Annotated in this window: 22 protein-coding genes and 1 riboswitch; of the genes, 8 read left to right on the top strand and 14 right to left on the bottom strand. The window is 56.9% G+C overall.

What is annotated here, in order from left to right; all coding sequences use genetic code 11:
* Positions 1-9: 9 nt before the first annotated feature.
* The 3 genes from HV157_RS18095 to HV157_RS18085 are packed head-to-tail and all read right to left on the bottom strand — an operon-like array spanning position 10 to position 2839.
* The gene (locus HV157_RS18095) at positions 10-1050 is read right to left on the bottom strand and encodes an iron ABC transporter permease (RefSeq protein WP_182268791.1); all 1041 of its coding nucleotides are present in this window, start codon (positions 1048-1050) and stop codon (positions 10-12) included.
* Positions 1047-2030 carry an iron ABC transporter permease gene (locus tag HV157_RS18090; RefSeq protein ID WP_182268790.1) on the bottom strand — a complete coding sequence of 328 codons (984 nt, stop codon included), beginning with the start codon at positions 2028-2030 and terminating at the stop codon, positions 1047-1049. The genes HV157_RS18095 and HV157_RS18090 overlap by 4 nt, the downstream gene beginning before the upstream one ends.
* Entirely contained in the window at positions 2027-2839 is an 813-nt protein-coding gene (locus HV157_RS18085; RefSeq protein WP_182268789.1) for an ABC transporter ATP-binding protein, read from the bottom strand. Before HV157_RS18085 ends, HV157_RS18090 begins: the two co-directional genes overlap by 4 nt.
* 384 nt (positions 2840-3223) lie before the next feature.
* Here HV157_RS18085 and HV157_RS18080 point away from each other — a divergent pair, with 384 nt between their 5' ends.
* Positions 3224-5365: a TonB-dependent siderophore receptor gene (locus HV157_RS18080; RefSeq protein ID WP_182268788.1), complete on the top strand. Its 2142-nt coding sequence runs from the start codon at positions 3224-3226 to the stop codon at positions 5363-5365.
* A 96-nt stretch (positions 5366-5461) separates the two neighbouring features.
* Here the strand turns inward: HV157_RS18080 and parE are convergent, their stop codons facing one another.
* Genes parE through nudF form a run of 5 tightly spaced genes read right to left on the bottom strand, consistent with a single transcriptional unit; the run spans position 5462 to position 9870 of the window.
* Positions 5462-7354, bottom strand: coding sequence for a DNA topoisomerase IV subunit B (parE, locus tag HV157_RS18075; RefSeq protein ID WP_020883640.1), 1893 nt, complete (start codon positions 7352-7354; stop codon positions 5462-5464).
* A 28-nt stretch (positions 7355-7382) separates the two neighbouring features.
* The gene (gene yqiA / locus HV157_RS18070; RefSeq protein WP_025203008.1) at positions 7383-7964 is read right to left on the bottom strand and encodes an esterase YqiA; all 582 of its coding nucleotides are present in this window, start codon (positions 7962-7964) and stop codon (positions 7383-7385) included.
* Positions 7964-8791: a 3',5'-cyclic-AMP phosphodiesterase gene (gene cpdA / locus HV157_RS18065; protein WP_020883638.1), complete on the bottom strand. Its 828-nt coding sequence runs from the start codon at positions 8789-8791 to the stop codon at positions 7964-7966. Before cpdA ends, yqiA begins: the two co-directional genes overlap by 1 nt.
* Before the next feature lie 27 nt (positions 8792-8818).
* Positions 8819-9241, bottom strand: coding sequence for a DUF1249 family protein (locus HV157_RS18060; RefSeq protein WP_014833293.1), 423 nt, complete (start codon positions 9239-9241; stop codon positions 8819-8821).
* Positions 9238-9870 carry an ADP-ribose diphosphatase gene (nudF, locus tag HV157_RS18055; protein WP_014171643.1) on the bottom strand — a complete coding sequence of 211 codons (633 nt, stop codon included), beginning with the start codon at positions 9868-9870 and terminating at the stop codon, positions 9238-9240. The genes HV157_RS18060 and nudF overlap by 4 nt, the downstream gene beginning before the upstream one ends.
* 204 nt (positions 9871-10074) lie before the next feature.
* Here nudF and tolC point away from each other — a divergent pair, with 204 nt between their 5' ends.
* The 3 genes from tolC to HV157_RS18040 all read left to right on the top strand — a co-directional run bounded on the left by tolC (position 10075) and on the right by HV157_RS18040 (position 13572).
* On the top strand, positions 10075-11553 hold the full coding sequence (tolC, locus tag HV157_RS18050) for an outer membrane channel protein TolC (protein ID WP_020883637.1): 1479 nt from the start codon (positions 10075-10077) through the stop codon (positions 11551-11553).
* Between the two features lie 190 nt (positions 11554-11743).
* Positions 11744-12409, top strand: a complete 666-nt coding sequence (locus HV157_RS18045; RefSeq protein ID WP_014171645.1) for a DUF1190 family protein — start codon at positions 11744-11746, stop codon at positions 12407-12409.
* 2 nt (positions 12410-12411) lie between these two features.
* A complete protein-coding gene (locus tag HV157_RS18040) occupies positions 12412-13572 on the top strand; it encodes a glutathionylspermidine synthase family protein (protein ID WP_182268787.1) in 1161 nt (386 codons plus the stop codon).
* A 69-nt stretch (positions 13573-13641) separates the two neighbouring features.
* Here the strand turns inward: HV157_RS18040 and ygiD are convergent, their stop codons facing one another.
* Entirely contained in the window at positions 13642-14430 is a 789-nt protein-coding gene (ygiD, locus tag HV157_RS18035) for a 4,5-DOPA dioxygenase extradiol (RefSeq protein WP_020883636.1), read from the bottom strand.
* 196 nt (positions 14431-14626) lie between these two features.
* Here ygiD and zupT point away from each other — a divergent pair, with 196 nt between their 5' ends.
* A complete protein-coding gene (gene zupT, locus HV157_RS18030) occupies positions 14627-15400 on the top strand; it encodes a zinc transporter ZupT (RefSeq protein WP_182268786.1) in 774 nt (257 codons plus the stop codon).
* A 67-nt stretch (positions 15401-15467) separates the two neighbouring features.
* Here the strand turns inward: zupT and ribB are convergent, their stop codons facing one another.
* Positions 15468-16121 (bottom strand): 3,4-dihydroxy-2-butanone-4-phosphate synthase, encoded by a 654-nt coding sequence (gene ribB / locus HV157_RS18025; RefSeq protein WP_014171649.1) that lies wholly within the window; start codon positions 16119-16121, stop codon positions 15468-15470.
* A 105-nt stretch (positions 16122-16226) separates the two neighbouring features.
* A riboswitch (FMN riboswitch) is annotated at positions 16227-16377 on the bottom strand.
* Positions 16378-16494: 117 nt separating this feature from the next.
* On the opposite strand from ribB, the gene ubiK reads away from it, so the two are divergent.
* Positions 16495-16791: a ubiquinone biosynthesis accessory factor UbiK gene (gene ubiK / locus HV157_RS18020; RefSeq protein ID WP_020883634.1), complete on the top strand. Its 297-nt coding sequence runs from the start codon at positions 16495-16497 to the stop codon at positions 16789-16791.
* 96 nt (positions 16792-16887) lie between these two features.
* Here ubiK and hldE read toward each other — a convergent pair whose 3' ends face one another.
* Genes hldE through HV157_RS18005 form a run of 3 tightly spaced genes read right to left on the bottom strand, consistent with a single transcriptional unit; the run spans position 16888 to position 22536 of the window.
* The gene (gene hldE / locus HV157_RS18015) at positions 16888-18318 is read right to left on the bottom strand and encodes a bifunctional D-glycero-beta-D-manno-heptose-7-phosphate kinase/D-glycero-beta-D-manno-heptose 1-phosphate adenylyltransferase HldE (protein WP_020883633.1); all 1431 of its coding nucleotides are present in this window, start codon (positions 18316-18318) and stop codon (positions 16888-16890) included.
* Positions 18319-18358: 40 nt separating this feature from the next.
* Complete coding sequence (glnE, locus tag HV157_RS18010) at positions 18359-21217, bottom strand: bifunctional [glutamate--ammonia ligase]-adenylyl-L-tyrosine phosphorylase/[glutamate--ammonia-ligase] adenylyltransferase (protein WP_182269135.1); 2859 nt, start codon at positions 21215-21217, stop codon at positions 18359-18361.
* A 17-nt stretch (positions 21218-21234) separates the two neighbouring features.
* A complete protein-coding gene (locus HV157_RS18005) occupies positions 21235-22536 on the bottom strand; it encodes an inorganic triphosphatase (RefSeq protein WP_040018816.1) in 1302 nt (433 codons plus the stop codon).
* Positions 22537-22765: 229 nt separating this feature from the next.
* Here HV157_RS18005 and HV157_RS18000 point away from each other — a divergent pair, with 229 nt between their 5' ends.
* Complete coding sequence (locus tag HV157_RS18000; RefSeq protein WP_025203004.1) at positions 22766-23386, top strand: TIGR04211 family SH3 domain-containing protein; 621 nt, start codon at positions 22766-22768, stop codon at positions 23384-23386.
* A 61-nt stretch (positions 23387-23447) separates the two neighbouring features.
* Complete coding sequence (locus HV157_RS17995) at positions 23448-24689, top strand: multifunctional CCA addition/repair protein (protein WP_025203003.1); 1242 nt, start codon at positions 23448-23450, stop codon at positions 24687-24689.
* 10 nt (positions 24690-24699) lie between these two features.
* Here HV157_RS17995 and bacA read toward each other — a convergent pair whose 3' ends face one another.
* On the bottom strand, positions 24700-25521 hold the full coding sequence (gene bacA, locus HV157_RS17990; protein ID WP_014171656.1) for an undecaprenyl-diphosphate phosphatase: 822 nt from the start codon (positions 25519-25521) through the stop codon (positions 24700-24702).
* Positions 25522-25578: the final 57 nt, after the last annotated feature.

The raw sequence follows: 25578 nt of genomic DNA, 5'->3' as shown, positions 1-25578 counted from the left end.
CACCATCCCCTAAAATCTGTCCCGTCGCTGCCAGAGCAGCAGCAGGAAAAACGGTCCGCCAATCAATGAAATGACTACGCCTGCCGGCAGCTGCAGCGGCAGGAAAGCCAGACGTCCGACGTTATCTGCCAGCAGAACCAGCAGCGCACCCAGCACGGCACTTCCCGCCAGCAGCGCGGTTTGTCCGCCGCGCAGCAGCAGGCGTGCCATATGTGGCGCAATCAGTCCCACAAAACCGATACTGCCCACGCAGGAGACGCAGGCCGCGGTCAGCACCACCGGGGCAAGTACGCGCAGCAGCGCCAGCCGTGAGGTGTGTACGCCAAGCCCCGTTGCGGTGGGGTTGCCCATCAGGGCCACGTCTGCGGCGCGCGCGGTCAACAGCAATAGCGCAAATGCCGGCAGCGTCCAGGCTGCCGCAATGACCACCAGCGTCCAGTTTGCTGCATGCAGGCTTCCCGCCAGCCACAGCATCGCCGTCTGCACGTCACGCACGTCGGCGGTGGTCATAAAGACCCCCATTGCCGCGGCAAACGCCCAGGAAACGCCGATCCCCGTCAGGATAAATCGCGGCCGCGAAATATCGCGCGCCAGCGCCACCACCAGCAGCGCGGTGAGTATGCCCCCCGCCATTCCCGCCAGCGGTCGCCAGGCCAGGCTGAGCGCCGGGAACTGAAAAATCAGCACCAGCACCGCCGCGCTACATCCCTCTTTCACGCCGATAAGCCCCGGGTCGGCAAGGCCATTACGGGTGACAGACTGCATCGCTGCCCCCGCCATGCCGAGCATGGCACCGCATAACACCGCCATCAGCAGACGCGGCAGACGGATATCCATCACGATGTAGCGCGTATCCGCCTCCAGACTTTGCGGATACAGCAGCGCCCGTCCGATGGCCGACGTCGGGATCGGCAGCGAGCCGTGCATCAGGCCAAACCCGAGCAGGATAAAGGCCGCGAGCGAAATCAACGCAAGGCAGGCCAGCGCCCTCGGGCGTACCAGCGTAGAAAAGGTGCCAATACGCAACGCGCGCAGTCCGGCCCGGCTCATTTGAACGCCCTCGAGGCCATAAAGATAAAGACGGGAGCACCGACCAGCGAGGTCATAATGCCGGTCGCCAGTTCATAAGGGGTAAACAGCGTGCGGGCGGCGAGATCCGCCAGCAGCAAAACCAACCCTCCACACAGGGCTGAAAGCGGCACCATCACGCGCAGATCCACCGTCACCAGACGCCGTATCAGCTGTGGCACCACGAGGCCAATAAAACCAATCGGCCCGGCAACGGAGACTGCCGCGCCGCACAGCAGCGCGATTGCCAGCAGCGCGAACAGGCGCGTCCTGAGAAGCGATACGCCAAGCCCCTGGGCCATCCGGTCCCCCAGTGCCAGCATATTGAGTGACGGCGACAGCCAGAGCGCAAGGGCAAAACCCGCGCCAGCGGCCCACGAAGCGCTGCGAAGCGTCCCTTCTGTTATCCCGGCCAAATCCCCCGCCAGCCAGGTGCGTAACGCGAGAAGCGTCTGCTCATCGAGGATCAGGACCGTGGCGGTAATCGAGGAGGCGAACACCGACATCGCCACCCCGCACAAGGTGACTTTCATCGGCGTTAACCCGGTGCGTCCCGAAGAGGAGAGCATCAGGACCAGCAGAAACAGCGCGGCGGCGCCGGCGGCGGCAATCAGCGGGCGACCAAACGGCAGGGTGAACCCGAGTGCGCTTGTCAGCACGACGGCCAGCGCGGCACCGGCATTCAGCCCCAGAATATGTGGCTCACCCAGCGGGTTACGGATAACGGACTGCAGCAAGACGCCTGCCACGCCAAGTGCAGCGCCGGTCAGCATGGCCGCAAGGAGGCGTAACAGGCGCAGCCTGATAATGATGTTATGGTCGAAATTGCGCGGGTCGAAATCGACAAAAGCCTGCACGACCGTCAGGGGAGAAATAACGCGCGCGCCCGTGCCCAGGTGTGCAATTGCGCCCATCACCAGCAGTAACGCAAAGAGCAGAAAAGCCAGTGACGTTCGTATCATGATTTTTCTGCGACCTGGCGAAACGGCATGAAGAACGGTTTGCCGGTGAGCGGATTAACTGACATATGTACGTCAACCTCAAACACCGCTTTGATCAGTTCCGGCGTACAGGTATCGCCCTCGTGAAGCACGCCCTCGACTTTCCCCTGGCGTAAAAAGACCAGGGAATCACCGTAGTTCACCGCGAAGTTAAGATCGTGCAGCACCACCACGACGGTGCGCCCGTGCTGACGGGTCAGCGTATGCAGCAGTTCAAGGATTTCCACCTGATAGCGGAGGTCAAGAAACGTTGTCGGCTCGTCGAGCAGGATATAGGGCGTTTGCTGTGCCAGCGCCATCGCAATCCAGCAGCGCTGACGCTGGCCGCCGGAAAGGCTTTCCACCGGCAAATGGGCAAACTCCGCCGCACCGGTCAGGCGCAGTGCCTCTTCCACGGCCTGCTCGTCTTCGTCACTCCACTGGCGCATAAAATTTTGCCAGGGGAAACGCCCGCGCGAAACCAATTCAAACACGGTTAACCCTTCCGGCAACAGCGGTGACTGCGGCAGAATGCCCAGCTGACGGGCGACCGCTTTGGTTGGCTGTTGGTGAATGGCTTTGCCATCCAGCAGCGCAGCTCCCCCGAGAGGTTGCAGCAAACGTGCGATCGTGCTCAGTAGCGTGGATTTTCCACAGCCGTTCGCGCCCACCAGAACGGTTATTTTCTGTGGGGGGATCGCAAGCGAGATCTCATCGACGATGATTTTTTTCTGATAGCCAGCAGAGAGGTTCTCAAGAACCAGCCCTGACTTATTCGTGTTGTGAGCCACGTGAACGCCAACTTAATAAAAAACTAACAAATAAAAATAAAACTCATTCTCTTTTGAGAGTTTGCCGCTGCGCCATGTAGTAGTCAAGAGAAGAAACACCCTTAAAACCCCAGGGTTATCGTGCAGAAATGGGAAAACCGCTAAACGCATTAATTAGTTTATTTTCAACAAGTTAATTACTTACCACGCTAAGTATCAGAGGGGACATGCTGCTGTAGTCGATTTTTGCTTTTTTCCATTTACTACTACATCAGCGCATGATTGAATGATTCTCAATTACATGTTCGATGCCAGCGATGGCTAACGAGCAGACCGTAAAGGGCAATGACTCACACATTCTTCCGTGACGCTTCATTCGCGGGATATTTCGGGAAAACAGATGTAATGGCTACGTTCACTCCTTCACTCTCTGGGGTAAAAGGGCGCGCGCTCTTTTCACTGCTGTTTATGACGCCGCTGGTGCAGGCAGCAGACAACACCGCGGCTCAGGACGGCGAAACGCTTACCGTCACCGCCGATCCTAATGCCGTGGCCGATGCCACCAACGGCTATCAGCCGCTGAACACCTCCACCGCCACGCTGACCAACATGCCGATGCTGGATATCCCGCAGGTGGTAAATACTGTCAGCGATAAAGTGCTGGAAGATCAGCACGCTACCACGCTGGATGAGGCCCTCTATAACGTCAGTAACGTGGTGCAGACCAACACGCTGGGCGGCACGCAGGATGCGTTTGTACGCCGTGGATTTGGCGCGAACCGCGACGGCTCAATCATGACCAACGGCCTGCGCACCGTGCTGCCGCGCAGCTTTAACGCGGCCACCGAGCGTGTGGAAGTCCTCAAGGGACCGGCCTCAACGCTGTACGGCATCCTCGATCCGGGAGGGCTTATCAATGTGGTCACCCGACGCCCGGAAAAACAGTTTGGCGGTTCGATCTCGGGCACCTCCTCAAGTTTTGGCGGCGGTACCGGCCAGCTCGATGTCACGGGTCCCATTGAAGGAACGCGCCTGGCTTACCGCCTGACGGGCGAGTACCAGGACGAAGATTACTGGCGAAGTTTCGGCAAGGCGCGCAGCACCTTTATCGCGCCCTCGCTGACCTGGTTTGGTGATGACGCCACCGTGACCGTGCTCTATTCACATCGTGATTATAAGACGCCGTTCGATCGCGGCACGATCTTCGATCTCACGACCAAACAGCCGGTGAATGTTGACCGTAAAACCCGGTTTGACGAGCCGTTCAACATTACCGATGGCCAGTCCGATCTGGCGCAGCTCAACGCGGAATACCGCCTTAACAGCCAGTGGACGGCGAAGTTCGATTACAGCTACAGCCAGGATAAATACAGCGATAACCAGGCGCGGGTGATGGCCTATGACGCGAAAACCGGCAACCTGACCCGTCGTGTCGATGCGACGCAAGGCTCAACGCAGCGCATGCATTCCACCCGTGCAGACCTGCAGGGGAACGTGGATATCGCGGGCTTTTACAATGAGATCCTGACCGGCGTGTCGTATGAGAATTACGACCTGCTGCGCACGGATATGATTCGCTGTAAGAATGTAAAAGATTTCAATATTTACCATCCGTCTTACGGCAATCTAAGCAAGTGTACGACCGTTTCCGCCGCGGACAGCGATCAGATGCTCAAGCAGGAGAGTTACTCCGCTTATGCTCAGGACGCCCTGTACCTGACGGATAAATGGATTGCCGTCGCGGGGCTGCGTTATCAGTATTACACCCAGTACGCGGGCAAGGGCCGGCCGTTCAACGTCAATACCGACAGCCGCGACGAGCAGTGGACGCCAAAGCTGGGGCTGGTCTACAAGCTCACGCCATCCGTCTCGCTGTTTGCGAACTACGCCCAGACGTTTATGCCGCAATCGTCCATCGCGAGCTACATTGGCGACCTGCCACCAGAAACGTCCAATGCCTACGAAGTCGGCGCTAAATTTGACCTGTTCAACGGTATTACCGCCAACATCGCGCTGTTTGATATCCACAAGCGCAACGTGCTGTACACCGAAAGCGTGGCGGGTGAAAACATTGCTAAAACCGCTGGCCGCGTGCGCTCGCAGGGCGTGGAAGTGGATCTGGCAGGCTCTCTGACCGAGAACACCAATATTATTGCCAGCTATGGCTACACCGATGCGAAAGTGCTGGAAGACCCGGATTATGCCGGCAAACCACTGCCAAACGTGCCGCGCCATACCGGTTCGCTGTTCCTGACGTACGATATTCACAACGTCATCGGCGGGAATACCCTGACAATTGGCGGCGGTGGACACGGCGTGAGCCGTCGCTCCGCGACCAACGGTGCGGATTATTATTTGCCAGGGTACGTAGTTGCTGATGCCTTTGCGGCCTATAAAATGAAGCTACAGTATCCGGTGACGCTGCAGGTCAACGTGAAGAACCTGTTTGATAAGACCTACTACACCTCGTCGATTGCGACCAATAACCTCGGCAACCAGCCAGGCGATCCACGTGAAGTGCAGTTTACGGTGAAGATGGAATTTTGATGTAAAAAAGCCCGGCGGCGCTAGCGCCTACCGGGCCTTCGTTCCATCCCCTCTCCCGGTGGAAGAGGGGTAAAGAGAGGGCATCAGGCCTCAATATCAGGCCTCAATATCCGCCATATCGCCTTTTTCCTGCAGCCAGTTGCGTCGGTCTTCCGAACGCTTCTTGGCAAGCAGCATATCCATCATGGCGTTGGTTTGCTGTTCGTCTTCGTCGCTGATGGTCAATTGCACCAGGCGGCGGGTGTTTGGATCCAGCGTGGTTTCGCGCAACTGCATCGGGTTCATCTCGCCCAGCCCTTTAAAGCGCTGCACGTTCGGTTTGCCCTTCTTACGCTTGAGCTGTTCCAGTACGCCCGCTTTTTCCTCTTCCGTCAGCGCGTAGTAAACTTCTTTGCCGAGGTCGATACGGTAGAGCGGCGGCAACGCCACGTGGACGTGACCGTTTTTCACCAGCGTCCTGAAGTGCTTCACAAACAGCGCGCACAGCAGCGTGGCGATGTGCAGACCATCGGAGTCCGCATCCGCGAGGATACAGATCTTACCGTAGCGCAGCTGGCTCAGATCGTCGCTGTCCGGATCGATGCCGATCGCAACGGAGATATCATGCACTTCCTGCGAGGCCAGCACTTCATCCGACGACACTTCCCAGGTGTTCAGGATCTTACCCTTGAGCGGCATGATCGCCTGATATTCACGATCGCGCGCCTGCTTGGCAGAGCCCCCTGCCGAGTCCCCTTCCACGAGGAACAGCTCGGTGCGGTTCAGATCCTGCGCGGTACAGTCCGCCAGCTTGCCCGGAAGCGCCGGGCCACTGGTCAGTTTTTTACGCACCACCTTCTTGGCGGCACGCAGACGACGCTGGGCGCTGGAAATGGCCATTTCTGCCAGCATCTCGGCGGCCTGCACGTTCTGGTTCAGCCACAGGGTGAAAGCATCTTTGACCACGCCGGAGACGAACGCCGCACACTGACGTGAGGACAAACGTTCTTTAGTCTGACCGGCGAACTGCGGATCCTGCATCTTCACCGACAGGACGTAGGCGCAGCGATCCCAGATATCTTCCGCCGACAGCTTCACGCCGCGGGGCAGAATGTTGCGGTATTCGCAAAACTCGCGCATTGCATCCAGCAGCCCCTGACGCAGACCGTTGACGTGCGTACCGCCAAGCATGGTCGGGATCAGGTTGACGTAGCTTTCGGTCAGCAGCTCGCCGCCTTCCGGCAGCCACAACAGCGCCCAGTCCACTGCTTCCGTATCACCGGTGAAATTACCGACAAACGGTTTTTCCGGCAGGGTTGGCAGGCCGTTAACGGCTTCGCACAGATAGTCGTTCAGACCGTCTTCATAGCGCCAGGTCTGTTCGGTGTTGTTGACGTTATCTTTAAAGGTAATTTCTACGCCAGGGCACAGTACCGCTTTGGCTTTCAGCAGGTGCGTCAGGCGTGAAACAGAGAAACGAGGACTGTCGAAGAAGCTTTCGTCAGGCCAGAAGTGGACGCTGGTTCCGGTATTGCGCTTGCCGCACGTGCCGACGACCTGCAGATCCTGCACCTTCTCGCCGTTTTCAAAGGCGATATTATACACCTGACCGTCGCGGCGGACGTTGACTTCCACGCGTCTGGACAGGGCGTTAACCACGGAGATCCCCACGCCGTGCAAACCACCCGAGAACTGGTAGTTTTTGTTGGAGAACTTACCGCCCGCATGAAGACGACAGAGGATCAGCTCAACGGCTGGCACACCCTCTTCCGGGTGGATATCCACCGGCATGCCGCGTCCGTCGTCGATGACTTCCAGCGACTGATCGGCATGGAGGATGACGTCGACGCGTTTGGCATGGCCAGCCAGCGCTTCATCCACACTGTTATCAATAACTTCCTGGCCCAGATGGTTTGGGCGTGTCGTATCGGTGTACATCCCAGGGCGGCGGCGAACCGGCTCAAGCCCGGTGAGTACCTCAATGGCATCAGCGTTATAGGTTTGCGTCATGATTTAAACTAGCAGTTCGCATTGATTGTCAGTGGCTGTGCAGTCCAAGAAAATCGACAATCTGGGTGAAATGATTCTCAAAGCCCGTGAAAGCATGGTTTCCGCCTTCTTCTATAGTCTGGCGGCAGGATGCGTAATACGCCACTGCCTGGCGGTAATCCAGCACTTCATCACCCGTCTGTTGCAGCAACCAGATAAGATCGGGCGCTTCAAGCGGGTCTACCTGCATAACTTTGAGATCGTAAATATGGCGTGACTCTAGCACATATTGTTGGCCGGTGTAGGGGTTCTCGTTTTGCCCGAGAAAGTCCCGCAGCAGCTCAAATGGCCGAACCGCCGGGTTAACCACCACCGCAGGCAGCATAAAACATTGCGAGAGCCAGGTGGCGTAATATCCGCCCAGCGAAGAACCGACCACGCCGAACGATTCGCCGCCGTGTTCCATCACTACCGATTCCAGCATTTCTGCGGCTTCCGCCGGGTAAGGCGGCAGTTGAGGGATAATCATCTCAACGTGCGGGTGATGTTCGCTCAGCCACTGGCGAAACTGCGTCGCTTTCGCAGAACGTGGCGAACTGTTGAATCCGTGCAGATAGAGGAGCGTAGACATCAATAGCCTTCTGAAGCGGTGTCCGGGCGGAATTTTGCGCCGGTTAAACGGCAGACTTCCGTGGTGAGCAGGCCATCGGGATGCAGTTCGAGCCAGCGCCAGCCCGGTGCGATGGTGTCCAGGGTAAAGTTTGCGCAATGCGGCTTGAACTGAACGCAGGTCGAGGGCGTGGCCAGCAGTCGGCGGCCATTCCAGTCGAGATCCTGCTCCTGATGAATGTGTCCGCACAGGAGATTCTGCACCCGCGGGAATTTCGCCAGCACTCTGTCCAGCGCGGCAGAGTTGCGCAGGCTGTGTTGATCAAGCCAGCTACAGCCTGCCGGCAAAGGATGATGATGCAGCAACAGCAGCGTATGACGTTCAGGTTCGGCAGACAGTTTGGTCTCAAGCCAGTCGAGTTGAAAGTCGCTTAACTCACCGTGTGGGACGCCAAAGACCTGGCTGTCCAGCAGCAGGATCTGCCAGTGCTCACCCACAAAAACACATTTTGCCGGAGAGATCCCTGCATCCTGCAGCGAGCTGTACATGGCAGGCTGGAAATCGTGGTTTCCCGGTAGCCAGACGCAAGGCACGCTAAAACTCGCGATGCCTTCAGCGAAATGCTGGTAGGCCGCGGAGGATTGGTCCTGCGCCAGATCGCCCGTCGCGACAATCAGATCGCATGGGCGATTTTCAGCGTGAATGGCGCTAAGTACCGCCTGATAGCTCTCCCAGGTATTCACCCCAAGCAGAGTTTCATGCTTTTCGGCAAAAAGGTGGGTATCGGTGATTTGTAATATCCTGACTGGTGCCCCACCAGCAACAGTCAGGTTCAACAGGCTTTCCAAATGGTGTCCTTAGGTAGGTTTATGACGCTAACAAACCGGAATCGCCATTGCTCCATGTGCTAAACAATATCTTAGCCAGTCGGCTAAAAACTGGTTAATTTGATGCTTTTCGTCGCGTTGATGCAACTTTTTATTCGGATAATCATACCGCGCTTTGAAGCGAAAGATCTGCTGGCTTGAACACACTTCAGCGACCATCGCGTCATGGTAAAGGCGCACCGTCATCGACGGCAGGCTCCAGTAGCTAATGCTGGGCGCCGTTTGTTCAATTTCGACAAGCGTAGTGTAGCGCGTTGATTCTGTTATCGTTAATCGATACTGCGCGTTGCTCACCTGATAGCTCACCGTTTCGCCGGGTGCGTCGTTTTTCGGCAGCAGGCGACGCAATTGTGCGAAATTGGTTTCGCACAGGCGCATCATTTCTGGGAAGTCAGGTGTATAACGCTTCATTTTTTCCACTCGTTTCGTAAAGTCTGATAATGCAGTTGCAGCCATTGCAGAGCGATGACAGACGCTGCGTTGTCGATTTTCCCCTCTTCTACCCACTGATAAGCCTGCTCCCGACTCACCACATGAACCCGAATATCTTCGTTTTCATCTGCCAGACCGTGGATCCCTTCCGCCGTCGTGGCGTCCACTTCGCCCACCATAATGGACAAGCGCTCGCTGGTGCCGCCTGGGCTTGCCAGATAGCTCAGCACCGGTTTTGTCCGGCCAACCACCAGCCCCGCCTCTTCCAGCGCCTCGCGGCGGGCAACGTCTTCGACCGATTCGCCCTCTTCAATCATGCCGGCCACCATCTCCAGCAGCCAGGGGCTAGCGCTGACGTCATACGCGGCAATACGGATCTGCTCCACCAGCACGACTTCATCACGCACTGGGTCAAAGGGTAGCAAGACTGCCGCATGCCCGCGCTCAAAAATTTCGCGTCTGATTTCACCGCTCATTTCGCCGTTAAACAGGCGATGCCTGAAACGGTAAAGTTCCATTGAAAAAAAACCGCTATAAAGCGTTTCTCGTGCAATAATTTCTACATCGTTTTTCGCGAATGTCACGGGCAAGTTTTCTGGTTTTTGCATGAGTCGAGTCCTGGTAGCAATGGTGATGAAATTATGAATTTCAAGGCTGTTTGGCTGCCGTTTGTAAGGCTATATGGTAGATTGGTGCAAATTACCGCCAGATGGCACGTAACGCCAACCTTTTGGTATGGAAGATTCTGTTAGAATCGGCAATTATTTTTTAATTAGATCAGCGCTAATACTGCTTCACAACAAGGAATGCAAATGAAGAAATTGCTCCCCATCCTTATCGGCCTGAGCCTGACGGGCTTCAGTGCAATGAGCCAGGCGGAAAACCTGTTACAGGTCTACCAGCAGGCACGTCTGGGCAACCCTGATTTACGTAAATCAGCGGCCGATCGTGATGCTGCGTTTGAAAAGATTAACGAAGCGCGTAGCCCATTGCTGCCACAGTTAGGTTTAGGTGCAGATTATACCTACAGCAACGGTTTCCGCGACGCCAATGGCGTTAACTCCAATGCTACCAGCGCCTCACTGCAATTAACACAGACGCTGTTTGATATGTCCAAATGGCGTGCCCTGACCCTGCAGGAAAAGAGCGCGGGCATCCAGGATGTGACGTATCAGACCGATCAGCAGACGCTGATCCTGAACACCGCCACCGCATACTTCAACGTGCTGAGCGCAATTGACTCGCTCTCCTACACCGAAGCGCAGAAACAGGCGATTTACCGCCAGTTAGATCAAACCACCCAGCGTTTCAACGTGGGTCTGGTGGCAATCACTGACGTTCAGAACGCCCGTTCACAATACGATAGCGTCCTGGCCAACGAAGTGACCGCACGTAACAACCTCGATAACGCGCTGGAATCCCTGCGTCAGGTTACCGGGAATTACTACCCTGAGCTGGCGTCGCTGAACGTCGACAGCTTCAAAACGGATAAACCGCAGGCCGTTAACGCCCTGCTGAAAGAAGCGGAAAACCGCAACCTGACGTTACTGCAGGCGCGTCTGAGCCAGGATTTGGCCCGCGAGCAAATCCGTCAGGCACAGGACGGCCACCTGCCGACCCTGAGCCTGAGCGCGTCTACCGGCGTGTCTGATACCACTTACAGTGGTTCTAAAACGAACACCTCCCAGTACGACGACAGCAACATGGGTCAGAACAAAGTGGGTCTGAACTTCTCGCTGCCACTGTACCAGGGCGGCCAGGTGACCTCTCAGGTGAAACAGGCGCAGTACAACTTTGTTGGCGCGAGCGAACAGCTGGAAAGTGCCCACCGCAACGTGGTACAGACCGTCCGTTCGTCCTTCAACAACGTGAATGCCTCTATCAGCAGCATCAACGCCTATAAACAGGCCGTCGTGTCTGCGCAGAGCTCTCTTGATGCCATGGAAGCGGGTTACTCCGTGGGTACGCGTACCATCGTTGACGTCCTGGACGCGACCACCACGCTGTACAACGCGAAACAGCAGCTCTCCAGCGCACGTTATCAGTACCTGATTAACCAGCTGAACATCAAACAGGCGCTGGGTACGTTGAACGAGCAGGATCTGCAGATGCTGAACAGCACCCTGGGTAAACCTGTCTCTACTTCTCCGGAAAATGTTGCGCCAGAGAACCCTGAGCAGGTTGCCGCCGTTGATAACTTCAACGGTAACGGTGCTGCACCTGCCGCGCAGCCAGCTGCCGCACGTACGACTGCCCCCGCCAGCAGCGGTAACAATCCGTTCCGCAATTAAGCATGTCATCGGGCCCACTGCGGCCTGATGCCTTCGCCATACCCCTCTCCTTTCGGGAGAGGGCGTACGCAAATCACACCTGAACGTAAGCCAACGTAAAGATCCCCCTCATTCCGGCCATCATCGCTTCATTTTCAACCACTCATCCTCTATCCTGAGCGTTATTACCACTGGGTCCAGGAAGACAACGATGAAACGGACAAAATCTATCAATCACGCTTCGTTCCGCAAAAGCTGGAACGCGCGTCATCTCACCCCTGTTGCGCTGGCCGTCACGGCAGTCTTTATGCTGGCAGGCTGTGAGAAAAGCGATGAAACAGTTTCGCTTTATCAAAACGCGGACGACTGCTCTGCTGCAACCGGCAACGCCGCAGAGTGTAAAACGGCGTATACCAACGCCCTTAAAGAGGCGGAACGTACTGCGCCGAAATATGCTTCACGTGAAGACTGCGTGGCAGAGTTCGGTGAAGGTCAGTGTCAGCAGGCGCCGGCTCAGGCAGGCACAGCCCCTGAAAACCAGGCTCAGGCCCAGTCCAGCGGCAGTTTCTGGATGCCGCTGATGGCAGGTTACATGATGGGCCGCCTGATGAGTGGTGGTGCGGGTTACCAGCAGCAGCCGCTGTTTAGCTCGAAAAACCCGGCCAGCCCGGCTTATGGTCAATATACCGATGCCAGCGGCAAAGGCTATGGCGCAGCCACCCCTGGCCGCTCCGTAACCGTACCGAAAACGGCGATGGCTCCGAAACCCGCGACCACCAGCACCATTACCCGTGGCGGGTTCGGTGAGTCTGTGGCGAAACAGACCAGCATGCAGCGTAGCGCGTCAGGCACGTCCACTCGCTCAATGGGCGGCTGATCATGGAACGAGTCAGTATCACCGAGCGCCCGGACTGGCGCGAAAAAGCGACCGAATACGGTTTTAACTTCCACACCATGTACGGCGAGCCATACTGGTGTGAAGACGCTTACTACAAGCTCACGCTTGCCCAGGTGGAGAAACTGGAAGAGGTGACCGCCGAGCTGCACCAGATGTGCCTGAAAGTGGTGGATAAAGTCATCGACAGCGACGCGCTGATGGCGAAGTTCCGCATTCCGAAGCACACCTGGAGTTTCGTCCGCCAGTCGTGGAAAACCCACCAGCCTTCGCTTTACTCACGTCTCGATCTGGCATGGGACGGCGTGGGCGATCCTAAGCTTCTGGAAAACAATGCTGATACGCCAACCTCGCTGTACGAAGCGGCGTTCTTCCAGTGGATCTGGCTGGAAGACCAGGACAATGCCGGCAACCTGCCGCAAGGCAGCGACCAGTTCAACAGCCTGCAGGAAAAGCTGATTGAGCGTTTCGCCGAACTGCGCGAACAGCATGGTTTTAATCTGCTGCACCTTGCCTGCTGCCGCGACACGGAAGAAGACCGTGGCACGGTGCAATATCTGCAGGACTGCGCGGCCGAAGCTGAAGTGGCGACCGAGTTCCTCTATATCGAAGATATCGGCCTGGGTGAGAAGGGTCAGTTTACTGACCTGCAGGATCAGGTGATAAGCAACCTTTTCAAGCTCTACCCGTGGGAATACATGCTGCGTGAAATGTTCTCCACCAAGCTGGAAGACGCCGGCGTGCGCTGGCTTGAGCCGGCGTGGAAGAGCATCATCTCCAACAAAGCCCTGCTGCCGATGCTGTGGGAGATGTTCCCGAACCATCCGAATCTGCTGCCGGCTTACTTTGCGGAAGACGATCACCCGCCGATGGAGAAATACGTCGTTAAGCCGATCTTCTCCCGCGAAGGGGCGAACGTGTTGATTATTGAAAATGGCAAAACGCTGGAAGCCGTTGAAGGGCCTTACGGCGAGGAAGGAATGATCGTCCAGGCGTTTTATCAACTGCCGAAGTTTGGTGACAGCTATACCCTGATTGGCAGCTGGCTCATCAACGATCAGCCAGCCGGGATTGGCATCCGCGAAGATCGCGCGCTGATCACGCAGGATCTGTCACGGTTCTATCCGCACATTTTCGTCGAGTGATCGAGTGTGCCGGGGTGCGAGTGGAAGCCCTCACCCCGGCCCTTTCTCTTTGGGAAAGGCACGCATACGTTATCCAATCTGCACCGACAACATACTTAAGCTTCCCATCTCAATGCCATCGACCGGTATGCTGATCGGCTCCTGACCATCCCACGCGCCCAGTACATACAGCAACGGCAGGAAGTGTTCCGGCGTCGGGTTAGAGAGTGAACCGCCTTCGTGATCCAGATAGTTCACCAGCGGATGCTCCTCAACCGGCCCTTGCCAGGTCAGATTTGCTTTCACGTAATCGTTAAAAGACGTCGCCCACGGGTATGGCGTGTTCTCACCGTGCCAGCGCGCTGTACGCAGGTTGTGTACCACGTTGCCGCTTGCGATCAGCATGATACCCTCGTCGCGTAAGGTCGCCAGTTTTCGCCCCATCTCCAGGTGCCAGGCCGCCGGTTTAGTGCTGTCGATACTCAACTGCACCATTGGGATGTCCGCCTCGGGATACATCTTTATCAGTACGCCCCACGAGCCATGGTCAAAGCCCCAGGCTTCGTTATCCAGCGCCACAGGCACAGGCGCGAGTAATTCCACCAGCTGTCGGGCCAGCGCTGGCGAGCCGGGTGCCGGATAGTGCGTGTCGTACAACGCCTGCGGGAAGCCGCCGAAATCATGAATGGTTTTTGGCGTTTCCATTGCGGTCACGCCCGTGCCCCGGGTAAACCAGTGTGCAGACACCACCACAATCGCTTTCGGACGCGGTAGCGTCTCGCCCAGATGACGCCATACTCGGGTATAGACGTTGTCTTCCAGAACGTTCATTGGGCTACCGTGGCCTAAAAACAGTGCTGGCATACGGGAAGAAGTCATGGTGATATCCTTACAGAAGGTGTCAATTTAATGGTTCTACATTACGCGCAATCTCGCCCGGATGAACGCTGATAAGCGTGAAGATCATCATCAGGAAATTTGAATGTAAGGAATGTGTAAAGCAGGGTTTCGCCTCTCGCTTTGACCGAAATGAACCATTAATATTAATGATAATCATTATCATAAGGAGCAATGCATGCCAGTCCCCTTGATCCTGACTATACTGGCGGGCGCCGCAACGTTCATCGGTGCCATTCTCGGTGTGCTTGGTCAAAAGCCGTCTAACCGCGTGCTGGCCTTCTCATTGGGCTTTGCTGCCGGGATCATGCTGCTCATCTCTCTGATGGAGATGCTCCCTGCCGCACTGGGCACCGAAGGCATGTCTCCGGTGCTGGGATATGGCATGTTTGTATTCGGCCTGCTTGGTTACTTTGCCCTCGACCGCATGCTGCCGCACGCGCATCCGCAGGATTTAATGCAAAAAAGCGTGACCCCGATGCCGCGCAATATTAAGCGCACGGCCATTCTGTTAACGCTCGGCATAAGCCTGCACAACTTCCCGGAAGGCGTGGCAACCTATGTCACCGCCAGCAGCAATCTGGAGATGGGCTTTGGTATCGCCCTGGCGGTCGCTTTGCACAATATTCCTGAAGGACTGGCGGTGGCCGGGCCGGTTTATGCCGCCACGGGCTCGAAACGGACCGCGGTCTTCTGGGCGGGGATCTCGGGGATGGCCGAAATTCTCGGCGGCGTGCTGGCGTGGTTGATTCTGGGCAGCCTGGTCTCGCCTGTGGTGATGGCCGCTATCATGGCCGCCGTGGCCGGGATAATGGTGGCGCTCTCCGTGGATGAGCTGATGCCGCTGGCGAAAGAGATCGATCCGAATAATAACCCGAGCTATGGCGTGCTGTGCGGCATGTCGGTGATGGGCTTGAGCCTGGTGCTGCTGCAAACGGCAGGGATCGGCTAAAACAATCGCGCATTAACGTCTCACAACAAAAAAGCCGGGTTTCCCCGGCTTTTTCACATCAGCCCTTTCAGCTGGCTTTGCGCGCGTGCGCCTGGCGATACTCCACCAGATCTTCAATCGTCACCACGGGCATATTATGCAGACGGGCAAAGGTGATGCACTCCGGCGCACGCGCCATGGTGCCATCGTCGTTGGTGAGTTCACACAGTACGCCCGCAGGTTTAAAGCCTGCCAGGGTCACGAGGTCAATGGTCGCTTCGGTGTGACCGCCACGGGTCAATACACCGCCGGCCTGCGCACGCAACGGGAAGACGTGGCCTGGACGATGCAGGTCTGATGGCTTCGCATCATCGGCAATCGCGGCACGTACGGTGGTCAGACGGTCAGCCGCCGACACGCCGGTGGTCACGCCATGTGCCGCTTCGATGGTCACGGTAAAACCGGTTCCAAAGGCGCTGGTGTTGTTTTCAACCATCATGGGCAGGTCGAGCTGCTTACGACGGTCTTCGTTGATACACAGGCACACGATGCCGCTACCGTGACGGATGGTCAGCGCCATCTGCTCAACGGTCATGTTTTCGGCGGCGAAAATCATGTCGCCTTCATTTTCACGGTTTTCATCGTCAAGCACCATCACGCCGCGGCCTTCGCGCAGTGCATCCAGTGCATGTTCAACACGTTCAATAGAAGTGCCAAAAGAGGAAAGTAGCGTCTGATTCATGGTAAAAAAACCTCATTAACATTATGGTTACCAGAATCAGGGCAGTCTTAGGAGCGCCGTATAAGCGGCAAAAAGATAACGTGAGCGGGCCAGGCCCGACTTGATCGTTACTCTCTCCCATCCGGACTCTAACCGTCGGCCCCGGAATTACACCGGATCTGCTGTCCTTTGAGTGGTGACCCAAAGCGCTCGCGGGCTTTCAGCGTTACGCTGATTTACCGCCGGTGGGGAATTTCGCCCCGCCCTGAGAATAAGCGAGATAACTATAACGCGATTGATTACCCTGGGCAATGCGCAGACATAAAATCTCCTTTATCCTGGGGCATGACGCGCTACAATGTTCATTAACACCGTCTTATCAAGGGAAGCCACAATGATTGACCCGAAGAAAATTGAGCAAATTGCGCGTCAGGTTCATGAGTCTATGCCAAAAGGTATCCGTGAGTTTGGAGATGACGTAGAGAAGAAAATCCGCCAGACGCTGCAGGCGCAGTTGGTTCGCCTTGATTTAGTCAGCCGCGAAGAGTTTGACGTGCAGACGCAGGTTCTGCTGCGTACCCGCGAGAAGCTGGCCCTGCTGGAGCAGCGTCTGAACGAGCTGGAAAACCGCAATACGCCAGCGGAAGTAAAACCGGCACCGGCCATTCCACCGGTTGATGAAGCAGAATAACAGCCGCGTATAACGGGCTGTTTGCGAAGATACCCCCCTCCTGCAAAGAGAGGGTGAAAAAAACGGGCCAGATGGCCCGTTTTTTATTGGCTGACTTTATTTGCTGTCTTTCTGGATCTTCTTGATGATGTTGGTGGTTGAGCACCCGTCCTCAAAGTTGAGCACCATCACTTCACCGCCATTGGCCCAGACCTCTTCGCTGCCCGCGATTTGATCCGGTTTGTAATCGCCGCCTTTCACCAGCAGATCCGGCAAAATACCGGCAATCAGGCGCTGCGGGGTATCTTCTTCAAACGACACCACCCAGTCCACCGCTTCCAGCGCACCCAGTACGATCATGCGCTGCTCCAGTGGGTTCACCGGACGCGTTTCACCTTTAAGACGTTTCGTCGACGCATCGCTGTTTACCGCCACAATCAGACGGTCGCCCAGCTTACGCGCATTGGCCAGATAAGAGACATGACCGGCATGCAGGATGTCGAACACGCCGTTGGTCATCACCACTTTTTCACCGCGTTTACGGGCGGCGGCAACGGCCACTTTCAGCTCATCTTCGCTCATCACGCCAAAACCGGTATCGGCACGACCGCGCACCGCATTTTCCAGTTCGATCGGCGAAACGGTGGAAGTCCCCAGCTTGCCGACGACCACGCCTGCTGCCGCATTAGCGAAGTAGCACGCTTCTTCCAGAGAGTTCCCTGCCGCCAGCGTCGCCGCCAGAACGCCAATGACCGTGTCGCCGGCACCGGTCACGTCATACACTTCCTGCGCCTGGGTCGGCATATGCAGCGGCGCTTTGCCAGGCTGCAGCAGCGTCATCCCCTGCTCGGAGCGGGTCACCAGCAGCGCAGAGAGTTCGAAGTCAGCAATGATCTTCATGCCGCGCTCAACGAGCTCTTCTTCCGTCTTACATTTGCCCGCCACCGCTTCAAACTCAGAGAGGTTTGGCGTCAGCAGCGTTGCGCCACGATAGCGCTCAAAGTCGGTACCTTTCGGGTCGATCAGCACGGGCACATTGGCTTTACGCGCGAGCTGAATCATCTGCTGTACGCTTGCCAGCGCACCTTTGGCGTAGTCGGACAGCACCAGCGCGCCGATAGTGCTCAGCGCCTGGTTAATGCGCTCGTGCAGCGGCTCAGGATCAACGCCCTCAAAGCCTTCCTCGAAGTCGAGGCGGATCAGTTGCTGGTTACGCGACAGAACGCGCAGTTTGGTGATCGTCGGGTGTGTCGGAACCGAAACGAAGTCGCACTTCACGTTCACGTCCGCCAGCGACTTGCTCAGCGCGCGCGCCGCATCATCAATGCCGGTTAAGCCAACCAGACGCGACTGCGCGCCCAGAGAGGCAATATTCATCGCCACGTTTGCCGCGCCGCCAGGACGCTCTTCAATGGTGTCGACCTTAACTACCGGTACCGGTGCTTCCGGAGAGATGCGGCTGGTCGGCCCGTACCAGTAGCGATCCAGCATGACATCCCCGACAACCATAACTCCAGCACGTTCAAACTCTGGCAGTGTTACTTTCATTCCTGACTCCAGAAAGATTCACAATTTGCGCGCGATAATATCACACTTGTTTTGTTACGCACGGTTCCACCAGCCACTTCTGCCAGCTGGCGGTGACCTGCGCGCGTTCAGTGGCGAAACAGTCCAGCGCGACGTGGCCAGGCTGCTCCTGTAAGGCCAGGTGGTGCAGCTCGTCGCGCAGCGTGGTGTAGGCGCGCGTTAAGGCCTGCGCCTCCTGCTCATCCATAATGTCGTTTTGCGCCAGCAGTTCCAGAATACGCACATTATCAGACCAGCGGGTCAGCTTCAGTTTAGCGTGCGCATGGCGTAGCACCAGATATTGCGTAATAAATTCAATATCGGTAATGCCGCCCTCATCCGCTTTAATATCAAAGCGATCGCGATGCTTATTGCCCAGGTGCGCGCGCATTTTCTCGCGCATCTCACGCACCTCGGTCTGCAGCGTGCTGCCGTCACGCGGGGTTGTCATAATCTCCCGACGAATGGCATCAAACTGCGTTTTCAGCGACGGATCGCCGTACACCACGCGGGCACGCACCAGCGCCTGATGTTCCCACGTCCAGGCTTCATTCTTCTGGTACTCAGCGAAGGACTCCGTTGAGGTCACCAGCATGCCGGCCGCGCCAGAAGGACGCAGACGCGCATCCACTTCATATAAAATGCCGGATGATGTGCGGGTGCTGAACAGATGCATAATGCGCTGGGCCAGACGCAGGTAGAACTGACGCCCGTCGATTTCACGCTCGCCGTCGGTCATGACGTCTGCCGGGCAGTCATGCAGGAAGATTAAATCGAGATCCGAGCTGTATCCCAGTTCCCATCCGCCGAGCTTACCGTAACCCACAACGGCAAAACCGCGGCCTTCGCGGTCAGCAAGGTGTTTCGGCTGGCCGTAGCGCGCCACCATCTGAATCCATGCCTGATGCACCACCGCATCAATGATCGCTTCTGCAAGCCAGGTTAAGTGATCGCTCACTTTCATCACTGGCAGCGTTCCGGCGATATCTGCCGCCGCCACGCGCAGCATTTGCGCCTGCTTGAACTGACGCAGCGCCTCCAGCTGTTGCTCTTCGTCCTCTTCCGGTACGCGCAGCAGATACTGACGCAGCTCGTCACGGTAGGCGTCCGTTGCCGTCGGCTGGTAGAGCGTATTGGGATCGAGCAGCTCATCCAGCAGCAGCGGATACCGCGCCAGCTTGTTGGCCACCATCGGTGAGGCGGCGCAAAGCGTAATCAGATGCTTGAGCGCGCCCGGGAACTCGCTCAGCAACTCAAGATAGGTCGTACGGGTGATGATGCCGCTCAGCAGCGGCATCATGCGCGACAGCGGGACCGGCGCATCCGCACGCGAGCAGACGTTGCTCAGCAGGTGCGGCATCAGATGATCCAGCACCTGACGACCGCGCGGACCAATGGCCCGTTTATTCAGTTCGAGACGGAAATCAGCAATTAACGCCACCACACGATGGCGATCGTCGTCGCTCAGGTGCGCCAGCACCGGCGTGGTGTCATCTTCCTGCAGCGCGTCCTGCCACAATTCGCGCCAGTGTTCAGAGAGCGTATCGTCCTGCGATTCACTTTCATCGTCACCAATCAGCGCGTTAAAGACACGGCGCACGCCGGCCATATGCGCATCCAGTTGCCCGGTCAACGTTGACCAGTCGTCGACGTGCATCCCCCAGGCCAGCCGCGCCCGGTTCAGGTCATCGCCTGGTAAAGTCTGTGTCTGCTCGTCATTGATGCTTTGCAGCAGGTTTTCCAGGCGGCGCAGGAACAGATAGGCCTCACGCAGGATCTGCGCGTCGCCTTCCGGCAGAAGATGCAGTTGCTCTATGGCTGACAGCGTCGGCAGCAGCGAACGGGATTGCAGTGAAGGCTCACGTCCGCCGCGGATCAGCTGGAAGACCTGAACGATAAATTCGATTTCGCGAATGCCGCCCGCGCCGAGCTTGATGTTGTCCTTCAGACCCCGGCGACGCACTTCACGGGCGATCATTCCTTTCATGTTGCGCAGCGACTGAATAACGCTGAAGTCGATATAGCGACGGAACACGAACGGGCGCAGCATGGCGCGCAGCTCGTTGGCGTAGGCATCGTCGCTGTCTCCCATGATCCGCGCTTTGACCATCGCGTAACGCTCCCAGTCGCGCCCCTGCTCCTGGTAATAATCTTCCAGTGCCGCAAAGCTCAGCACCAGCGGACCGCTGTCGCCAAACGGGCGCAGACGCATATCCACGCGATAGACAAAACCATCCTGGGTAGGTTGATCCAGCGCTTTAATCAGACGTTGCCCGAGACGGGTAAAGAACTGCGCATTGTCCAGTTCACGACGGCCCCCGCGTGTGGAGCCGTTCTCCGGCCAGGCAAAAATCAGGTCGATATCCGAGGAGAAATTCAGTTCGCAGCCCCCGAGCTTGCCCATGCCCAGAATCAAGAGTGGCTGAGGAACCCCATCCTCATTGCACGGCGTGCCCCATTCTTTACAGCAGGCGGCATAGAGCCAGTCCCGTGCGGCAACAATCAGCGTTTGTGCCAGCTCGCTCAGCTGTTGCAGGGTACTTTCTTCGCTGACCAGTTCCAGCGCCTGAGCCCAGGCAATACGCACCATGACCCGGCGGCGGAACTGGCGCAGGACGCGCATCAGTGTCGCTTCATCCGCGACCTCTTCAAGTGCGGTTTGCAACCAGCCCGCATAATGCCGCCACTCGTCTGCCTGCGGCGGGGTGCTCTCAAGCGCCTCCAGCCAGTCCGGGTAAGCGGTGATACTTTCCTGCACAAAATCACTGAAGGTGAGCACGCTCCTGGCCTGCTCGCTTAACGATGACGCCGGTAATGACTCAGGCAGACGTTCGCAAACGGTCTGCCACTGCTGCTGTAACTGCGAAGAAAGCGGCATTATAGGGTTCCTTGCCAGAGTTAACGTTTTCCGCTGTGCAGCCAGAACGGCTCCTGCGAAATGGCTTCATTGCGGAAATGCTCAATCTCTATGTGCTGACGGGTTTCGATAGCATGTTTCAGCCCCTGCCAGTTCTCCAGCCAGGCCTGCGCTTTAGGGCCGTCATAGGCACCCGACAGCAGCAGCATGCTGTCGATATTGCGCGACAGGCGGATCAGCTGATCGCCATACTGGTCTCCCAGCGGATACGCAAAGGTGGTTTTAAGCTCCGCCGCGTGGCGTGAAAGATGGATATCCGCGAAACGTTTGAAGTTATCTTCAATTTTGGCCTGCGCTTTTGCATCCAGGAAGGCACGCCAGCTGCGCGTCACCAGAAACTCGGTCAGCGCCAGCCTGGCGGCGGCGTTTTGCGGGCTGTAGAGCGCCGTTTGCGCGGATACGTCAGAGAGCAGCAGCGCTTCGGTCTGGGTCAGCAGGTCACGTAAGTGAGCGCTCGCTTTACGAGGTACGATGCCGCCGAACAGCGCCAGGGTATGACGCACAAGGCTCATCGCCGCTAACACGTGCGCTTTTGCGTTTTTCACATTACGCACCCACAGCTCTTCATGATAAAGCCACTGTGAGAGCGCCAGCTCCAGTGCCGCCTCCATGCCCTGCTCAACGCTGGCTTTCGGTGGCACGTGCAAAATAGTCGTCTCTTTCAGCAGGCGCGGCGCATTCCCGGCGGCCAGATGATACCCCCGCGCCGCTTTGCTCAGGCTGCCCTGACGCAGGCCCGGCTGACTTACCAGCTTACGCGCCAGCTTCAGTACGTCCTGGACTTCACCTTCCAGCAGTTCAAGCTCCAGCTCGCAAATCGGCTCCTGAAGCTCACCCGCTTTTACCTCACCCTGATCGAGGGCGATTTCAATGCGGCTTTTCCCTTCCGTTACCAGCCATTTTTCACGCCAGAAATCGGTGCTAAACAGCGGTTTCACCTCGGCGGATAAGGTTTCTGGCAGCACGCCGTTCGGCCAGACTTCTGCCGGGAAACGATCCAGCTCAAGTTCTGGCTGATTGATGTCGATATTGTATTCCGGGCGCTGATGCAAACCGCCGACCACGCGGCCAGCGATTTTCATCGTCATCTCGTAGCGCCCGTTCGCGCCACGGATGCGCAGTCCCATATCATGGCGGCGCAGCCAGTTGTCTGGCGTTTCGTAATAGATATTAAGCAGTTGTACCGGTTCATGGTGTTCGCCGGAAAGGGTCTGCAGATGCTGACGGAGTGCGTCAACGCTGTCTTTTTCGACGATAAATTTTAATTCGATTTCTTGAGCCATAGCCTTGTACTTTTGCAGGCGTCACAGACGCGTCAATGAGGGCGAACTTCCTCGCCATTTGTTTGTCAGTACATAGTATTTTGCGCCAAATTGCCACGCAATGAGCAATTTGACGGGCGTAAATGTTTAGGGTCGTGACACAGATGATTCTGATTGCTGACGAATGCTTTGCGTAGAGACACTGTTGCCACTACTATCGTTCCACTATTTATGAAAATAACGACTAATGATGCTTAAATTACGCCTGATTGGACTTACTTTCCTCGCTTTTAGCGCCGCAACCGCCGTGCACGCTGAAGAGAAGCGTTACGTTTCTGACGAACTGAACACCTGGGTACGCAGTGGCCCTGGAGATAATTATCGCCTCGTGGGTACGGTCAATGCCGGCGAGGAAGTGACGCTGTTACAGACCAACGCGGAGACCAATTATGGTCAGGTTCGCGACAGTACCGGCCGCACGTCCTGGATCCCACTGAAAGAGCTGAGCGCGGTGCCAAGCCTGCGCACCCGCGTGCCGGATCTGGAAAATCAGGTGAAAACGCTGACCGACAAGCTGAACAATATCGACGGTACCTGGAACCAGCGTACCGCGGAAATGCAGCAGAAAGTGGCCCAGAGCGACAGCGTGATTAACGGTCTGAAAGACGAGAATCAGAAACTGAAAAACGAGCTGATTGTCGCGCAGAAGAAGGTGAACGCCGCCAATCTGCAACTTGATGACAAACAACGTACCATCATCATGCAGTGGTTTATGTACGGTGGCGGTGTGCTGGGCGTTGGCCTGGTGCTGGGTCTGGTGCTTCCTCACCTGATCCCAAGCCGTAAGCGTAAAGACCGCTGGATGAACTAATTCGTCTTCTCTGCCAGACTTACGTATTATCTTGCGAAAAGAGAAAACGGGAGTACAGGGCGTGAAGAGTTATCTGGTCGGTGGTGCGGTACGTGATGCGTTGTTAGGTCTGCCGGTCAAAGATAAAGACTGGGTGGTGGTGGGAGCCACACCTGAAGAGATGCTTAACGCGGGCTACCAGCAGGTAGGCCGCGATTTTCCCGTGTTTCTGCACCCGCAAAGTCGTGAGGAGTACGCCCTGGCGCGTACCGAACGGAAATCCGGTTCGGGTTATACCGGCTTCACCTGCTATGCCGCACCGGACGTCACGCTGGAGCAAGATCTCCTGCGTCGTGATCTCACCATCAACGCGCTGGCGCAGGACGAAGACGGCCAGATCATTGACGCGTATGGCGGTCAGGACGATCTGCGTAATCGACTGCTGCGTCACGTCTCCCCGGCGTTTTCTGAAGATCCGCTCCGCGTGCTGCGCGTGGCGCGCTTTGCGGCGCGTTACGCGCATCTGAGCTTCCGCATTGCCGATGAGACCCTGGCACTGATGACCGCCATGACCGAGGCGGGCGAACTGGCCCACCTCACGCCAGAGCGCGTCTGGAAAGAGACGGAAAACGCCCTTACTACCCGCAACCCGCAGGTCTTTTTCCAGGTACTGCGTGACTGTGGCGCACTGAAAGTGCTGTTCCCGGAAATTGACGCGCTGTTCGGCGTGCCCGCCCCGGCGAAATGGCACCCGGAAATCGATACCGGCGTGCATACCCTGATGACCCTGAGTATGGCTGCCATGCTCAGCCCCGAGGTGGATGTGCGTTTTTCAACGCTGTGCCACGATCTCGGCAAAGGATTAACGCCAAAAGCCATGTGGCCGCGCCACCATGGCCACGGTCCTGCCGGGGTGAAGCTGGTCGAAGGGCTTTGCCAGCGCCTGCGGGTACCCAATGAGATTCGCGATCTCGCCAGACTGGTGGCGGAATTTCACGACCTGATCCACACCTTCCCGATCCTCAAACCGGCCACCATCGTTAAGCTGTTTGATAACATCGACGCATGGCGCAAACCCCAGCGCGTCGAGCAGATCGCGTTGACCAGCGAAGCCGACGTACGTGGCCGCACCGGTTTTGAAGCCTGCGATTATCCGCAGGGGCGGCTGTTACGCGCAGCGTGGGACGTGGCAAAAGCGGTACCGACTAAAGCGGTTGTCGAGGCGGGCTTCAAGGGACCGGAAATCCGGGAAGAGCTGACGAAACGTCGAATTCAGGCGGTGTCGGACTGGAAGGAAAAGCATTGCCCTCAGCCTAAAGACTGAGGGCCGTCGGTCAGAAGAAGACCACGTAAACCGCAGCCGCCACGATAAAGCGATAGATCGCGAACGGAATAAACGAGATACGTTTAATCAACTGCAGGAAGGTTTTGATGGCGATCAGCGCCACAATAAAGGCGGTGACAAAGCCCACGGCGAACATCGGAATGTCACCCGTGGTGAGGAAGCCAATGCTTTTATAGACGTCGAGTGCGGTCGCGCCCATCATCATCGGCACCGCCAGCAGGAACGAGAACTCCGACGCAGCATAACGGCTAACGCCCATCAGCATCCCGCCAGAGATGGTCGCGCCTGAGCGTGAAAAGCCCGGCCACAGCGCCAGACACTGGAAACAACCGATGATAAACGCCTGACGGTAGGTCATGTCATCCAGACCTTCCGCGCGTGGCGTTTTCGGCTTCAGCAGTTCTGCCGCGATCAGCAGGAAACCGCCGACGACCAGCGCATACATGACGTTAATCGGGTTAAACAGCGATTTAATGGTGTCGTGGAAAACCAGGCCCAGAACCACTGCCGGAACCATGCCAAGCAGAATATGGATAAGCGTCAGGCGACCTTTGCTTTCACCCTCGCGCTGAGGAAGACGGCCAAAGTGGATACCGATAAGCCCGAACAGACGACGCCAGAACATCACAACGACCGCCAGAATAGACCCCAACTGAATGACAACTTCAAACGTCTTTGCGGTATCACCTTCAAAGCCCAGCAGATGGCCAACGATAATCATATGGCCCGTACTGGAAACCGGCAAAAACTCCGTCAATCCTTCGACCACACCCAGTATTGCCGCCACCAGCAGCGAGTGCATATCGCTCATCTATAAACCCCTAAAAAGATATAAAAAAACGGTGTCCCACGCGGACAACCGTGAAAG

Origin of the sequence: Enterobacter sp. RHBSTW-00318, from assembly GCF_014101375.1 — a bacterium.
Classification (GTDB): domain Bacteria; phylum Pseudomonadota; class Gammaproteobacteria; order Enterobacterales; family Enterobacteriaceae; genus Enterobacter; species Enterobacter ludwigii.
The sequence above is the reverse complement of the archived record's forward strand: the minus strand, read 5'-3'. Positions and strand labels throughout refer to the sequence as shown.

Coding starts and splice junctions, on each gene's coding strand:
- zupT (WP_182268786.1), top strand. CDS start 14,627: ATGCCAGTCCCCTTGATCCTGACTATACTGGCGGGCGCCGCAACGTTC.
- parE (WP_020883640.1), bottom strand. CDS start 7,354: ATGACGCAAACCTATAACGCTGATGCCATTGAGGTACTCACCGGGCTT.
- ribB (WP_014171649.1), bottom strand. CDS start 16,121: ATGAATCAGACGCTACTTTCCTCTTTTGGCACTTCTATTGAACGTGTT.
- nudF (WP_014171643.1), bottom strand. CDS start 9,870: ATGCAAAAACCAGAAAACTTGCCCGTGACATTCGCGAAAAACGATGTA.
- HV157_RS18005 (WP_040018816.1), bottom strand. CDS start 22,536: ATGGCTCAAGAAATCGAATTAAAATTTATCGTCGAAAAAGACAGCGTT.
- yqiA (WP_025203008.1), bottom strand. CDS start 7,964: ATGTCTACGCTCCTCTATCTGCACGGATTCAACAGTTCGCCACGTTCT.
- HV157_RS18040 (WP_182268787.1), top strand. CDS start 12,412: ATGGAACGAGTCAGTATCACCGAGCGCCCGGACTGGCGCGAAAAAGCG.
- tolC (WP_020883637.1), top strand. CDS start 10,075: ATGAAGAAATTGCTCCCCATCCTTATCGGCCTGAGCCTGACGGGCTTC.
- HV157_RS18060 (WP_014833293.1), bottom strand. CDS start 9,241: ATGAAGCGTTATACACCTGACTTCCCAGAAATGATGCGCCTGTGCGAA.
- HV157_RS18090 (WP_182268790.1), bottom strand. CDS start 2,030: ATGATACGAACGTCACTGGCTTTTCTGCTCTTTGCGTTACTGCTGGTG.
- bacA (WP_014171656.1), bottom strand. CDS start 25,521: ATGAGCGATATGCACTCGCTGCTGGTGGCGGCAATACTGGGTGTGGTC.
- ygiD (WP_020883636.1), bottom strand. CDS start 14,430: ATGACTTCTTCCCGTATGCCAGCACTGTTTTTAGGCCACGGTAGCCCA.
- HV157_RS18095 (WP_182268791.1), bottom strand. CDS start 1,050: ATGAGCCGGGCCGGACTGCGCGCGTTGCGTATTGGCACCTTTTCTACG.
- hldE (WP_020883633.1), bottom strand. CDS start 18,318: ATGAAAGTAACACTGCCAGAGTTTGAACGTGCTGGAGTTATGGTTGTC.
- ubiK (WP_020883634.1), top strand. CDS start 16,495: ATGATTGACCCGAAGAAAATTGAGCAAATTGCGCGTCAGGTTCATGAG.
- HV157_RS18080 (WP_182268788.1), top strand. CDS start 3,224: ATGGCTACGTTCACTCCTTCACTCTCTGGGGTAAAAGGGCGCGCGCTC.
- HV157_RS18045 (WP_014171645.1), top strand. CDS start 11,744: ATGAAACGGACAAAATCTATCAATCACGCTTCGTTCCGCAAAAGCTGG.
- HV157_RS18000 (WP_025203004.1), top strand. CDS start 22,766: ATGCTTAAATTACGCCTGATTGGACTTACTTTCCTCGCTTTTAGCGCC.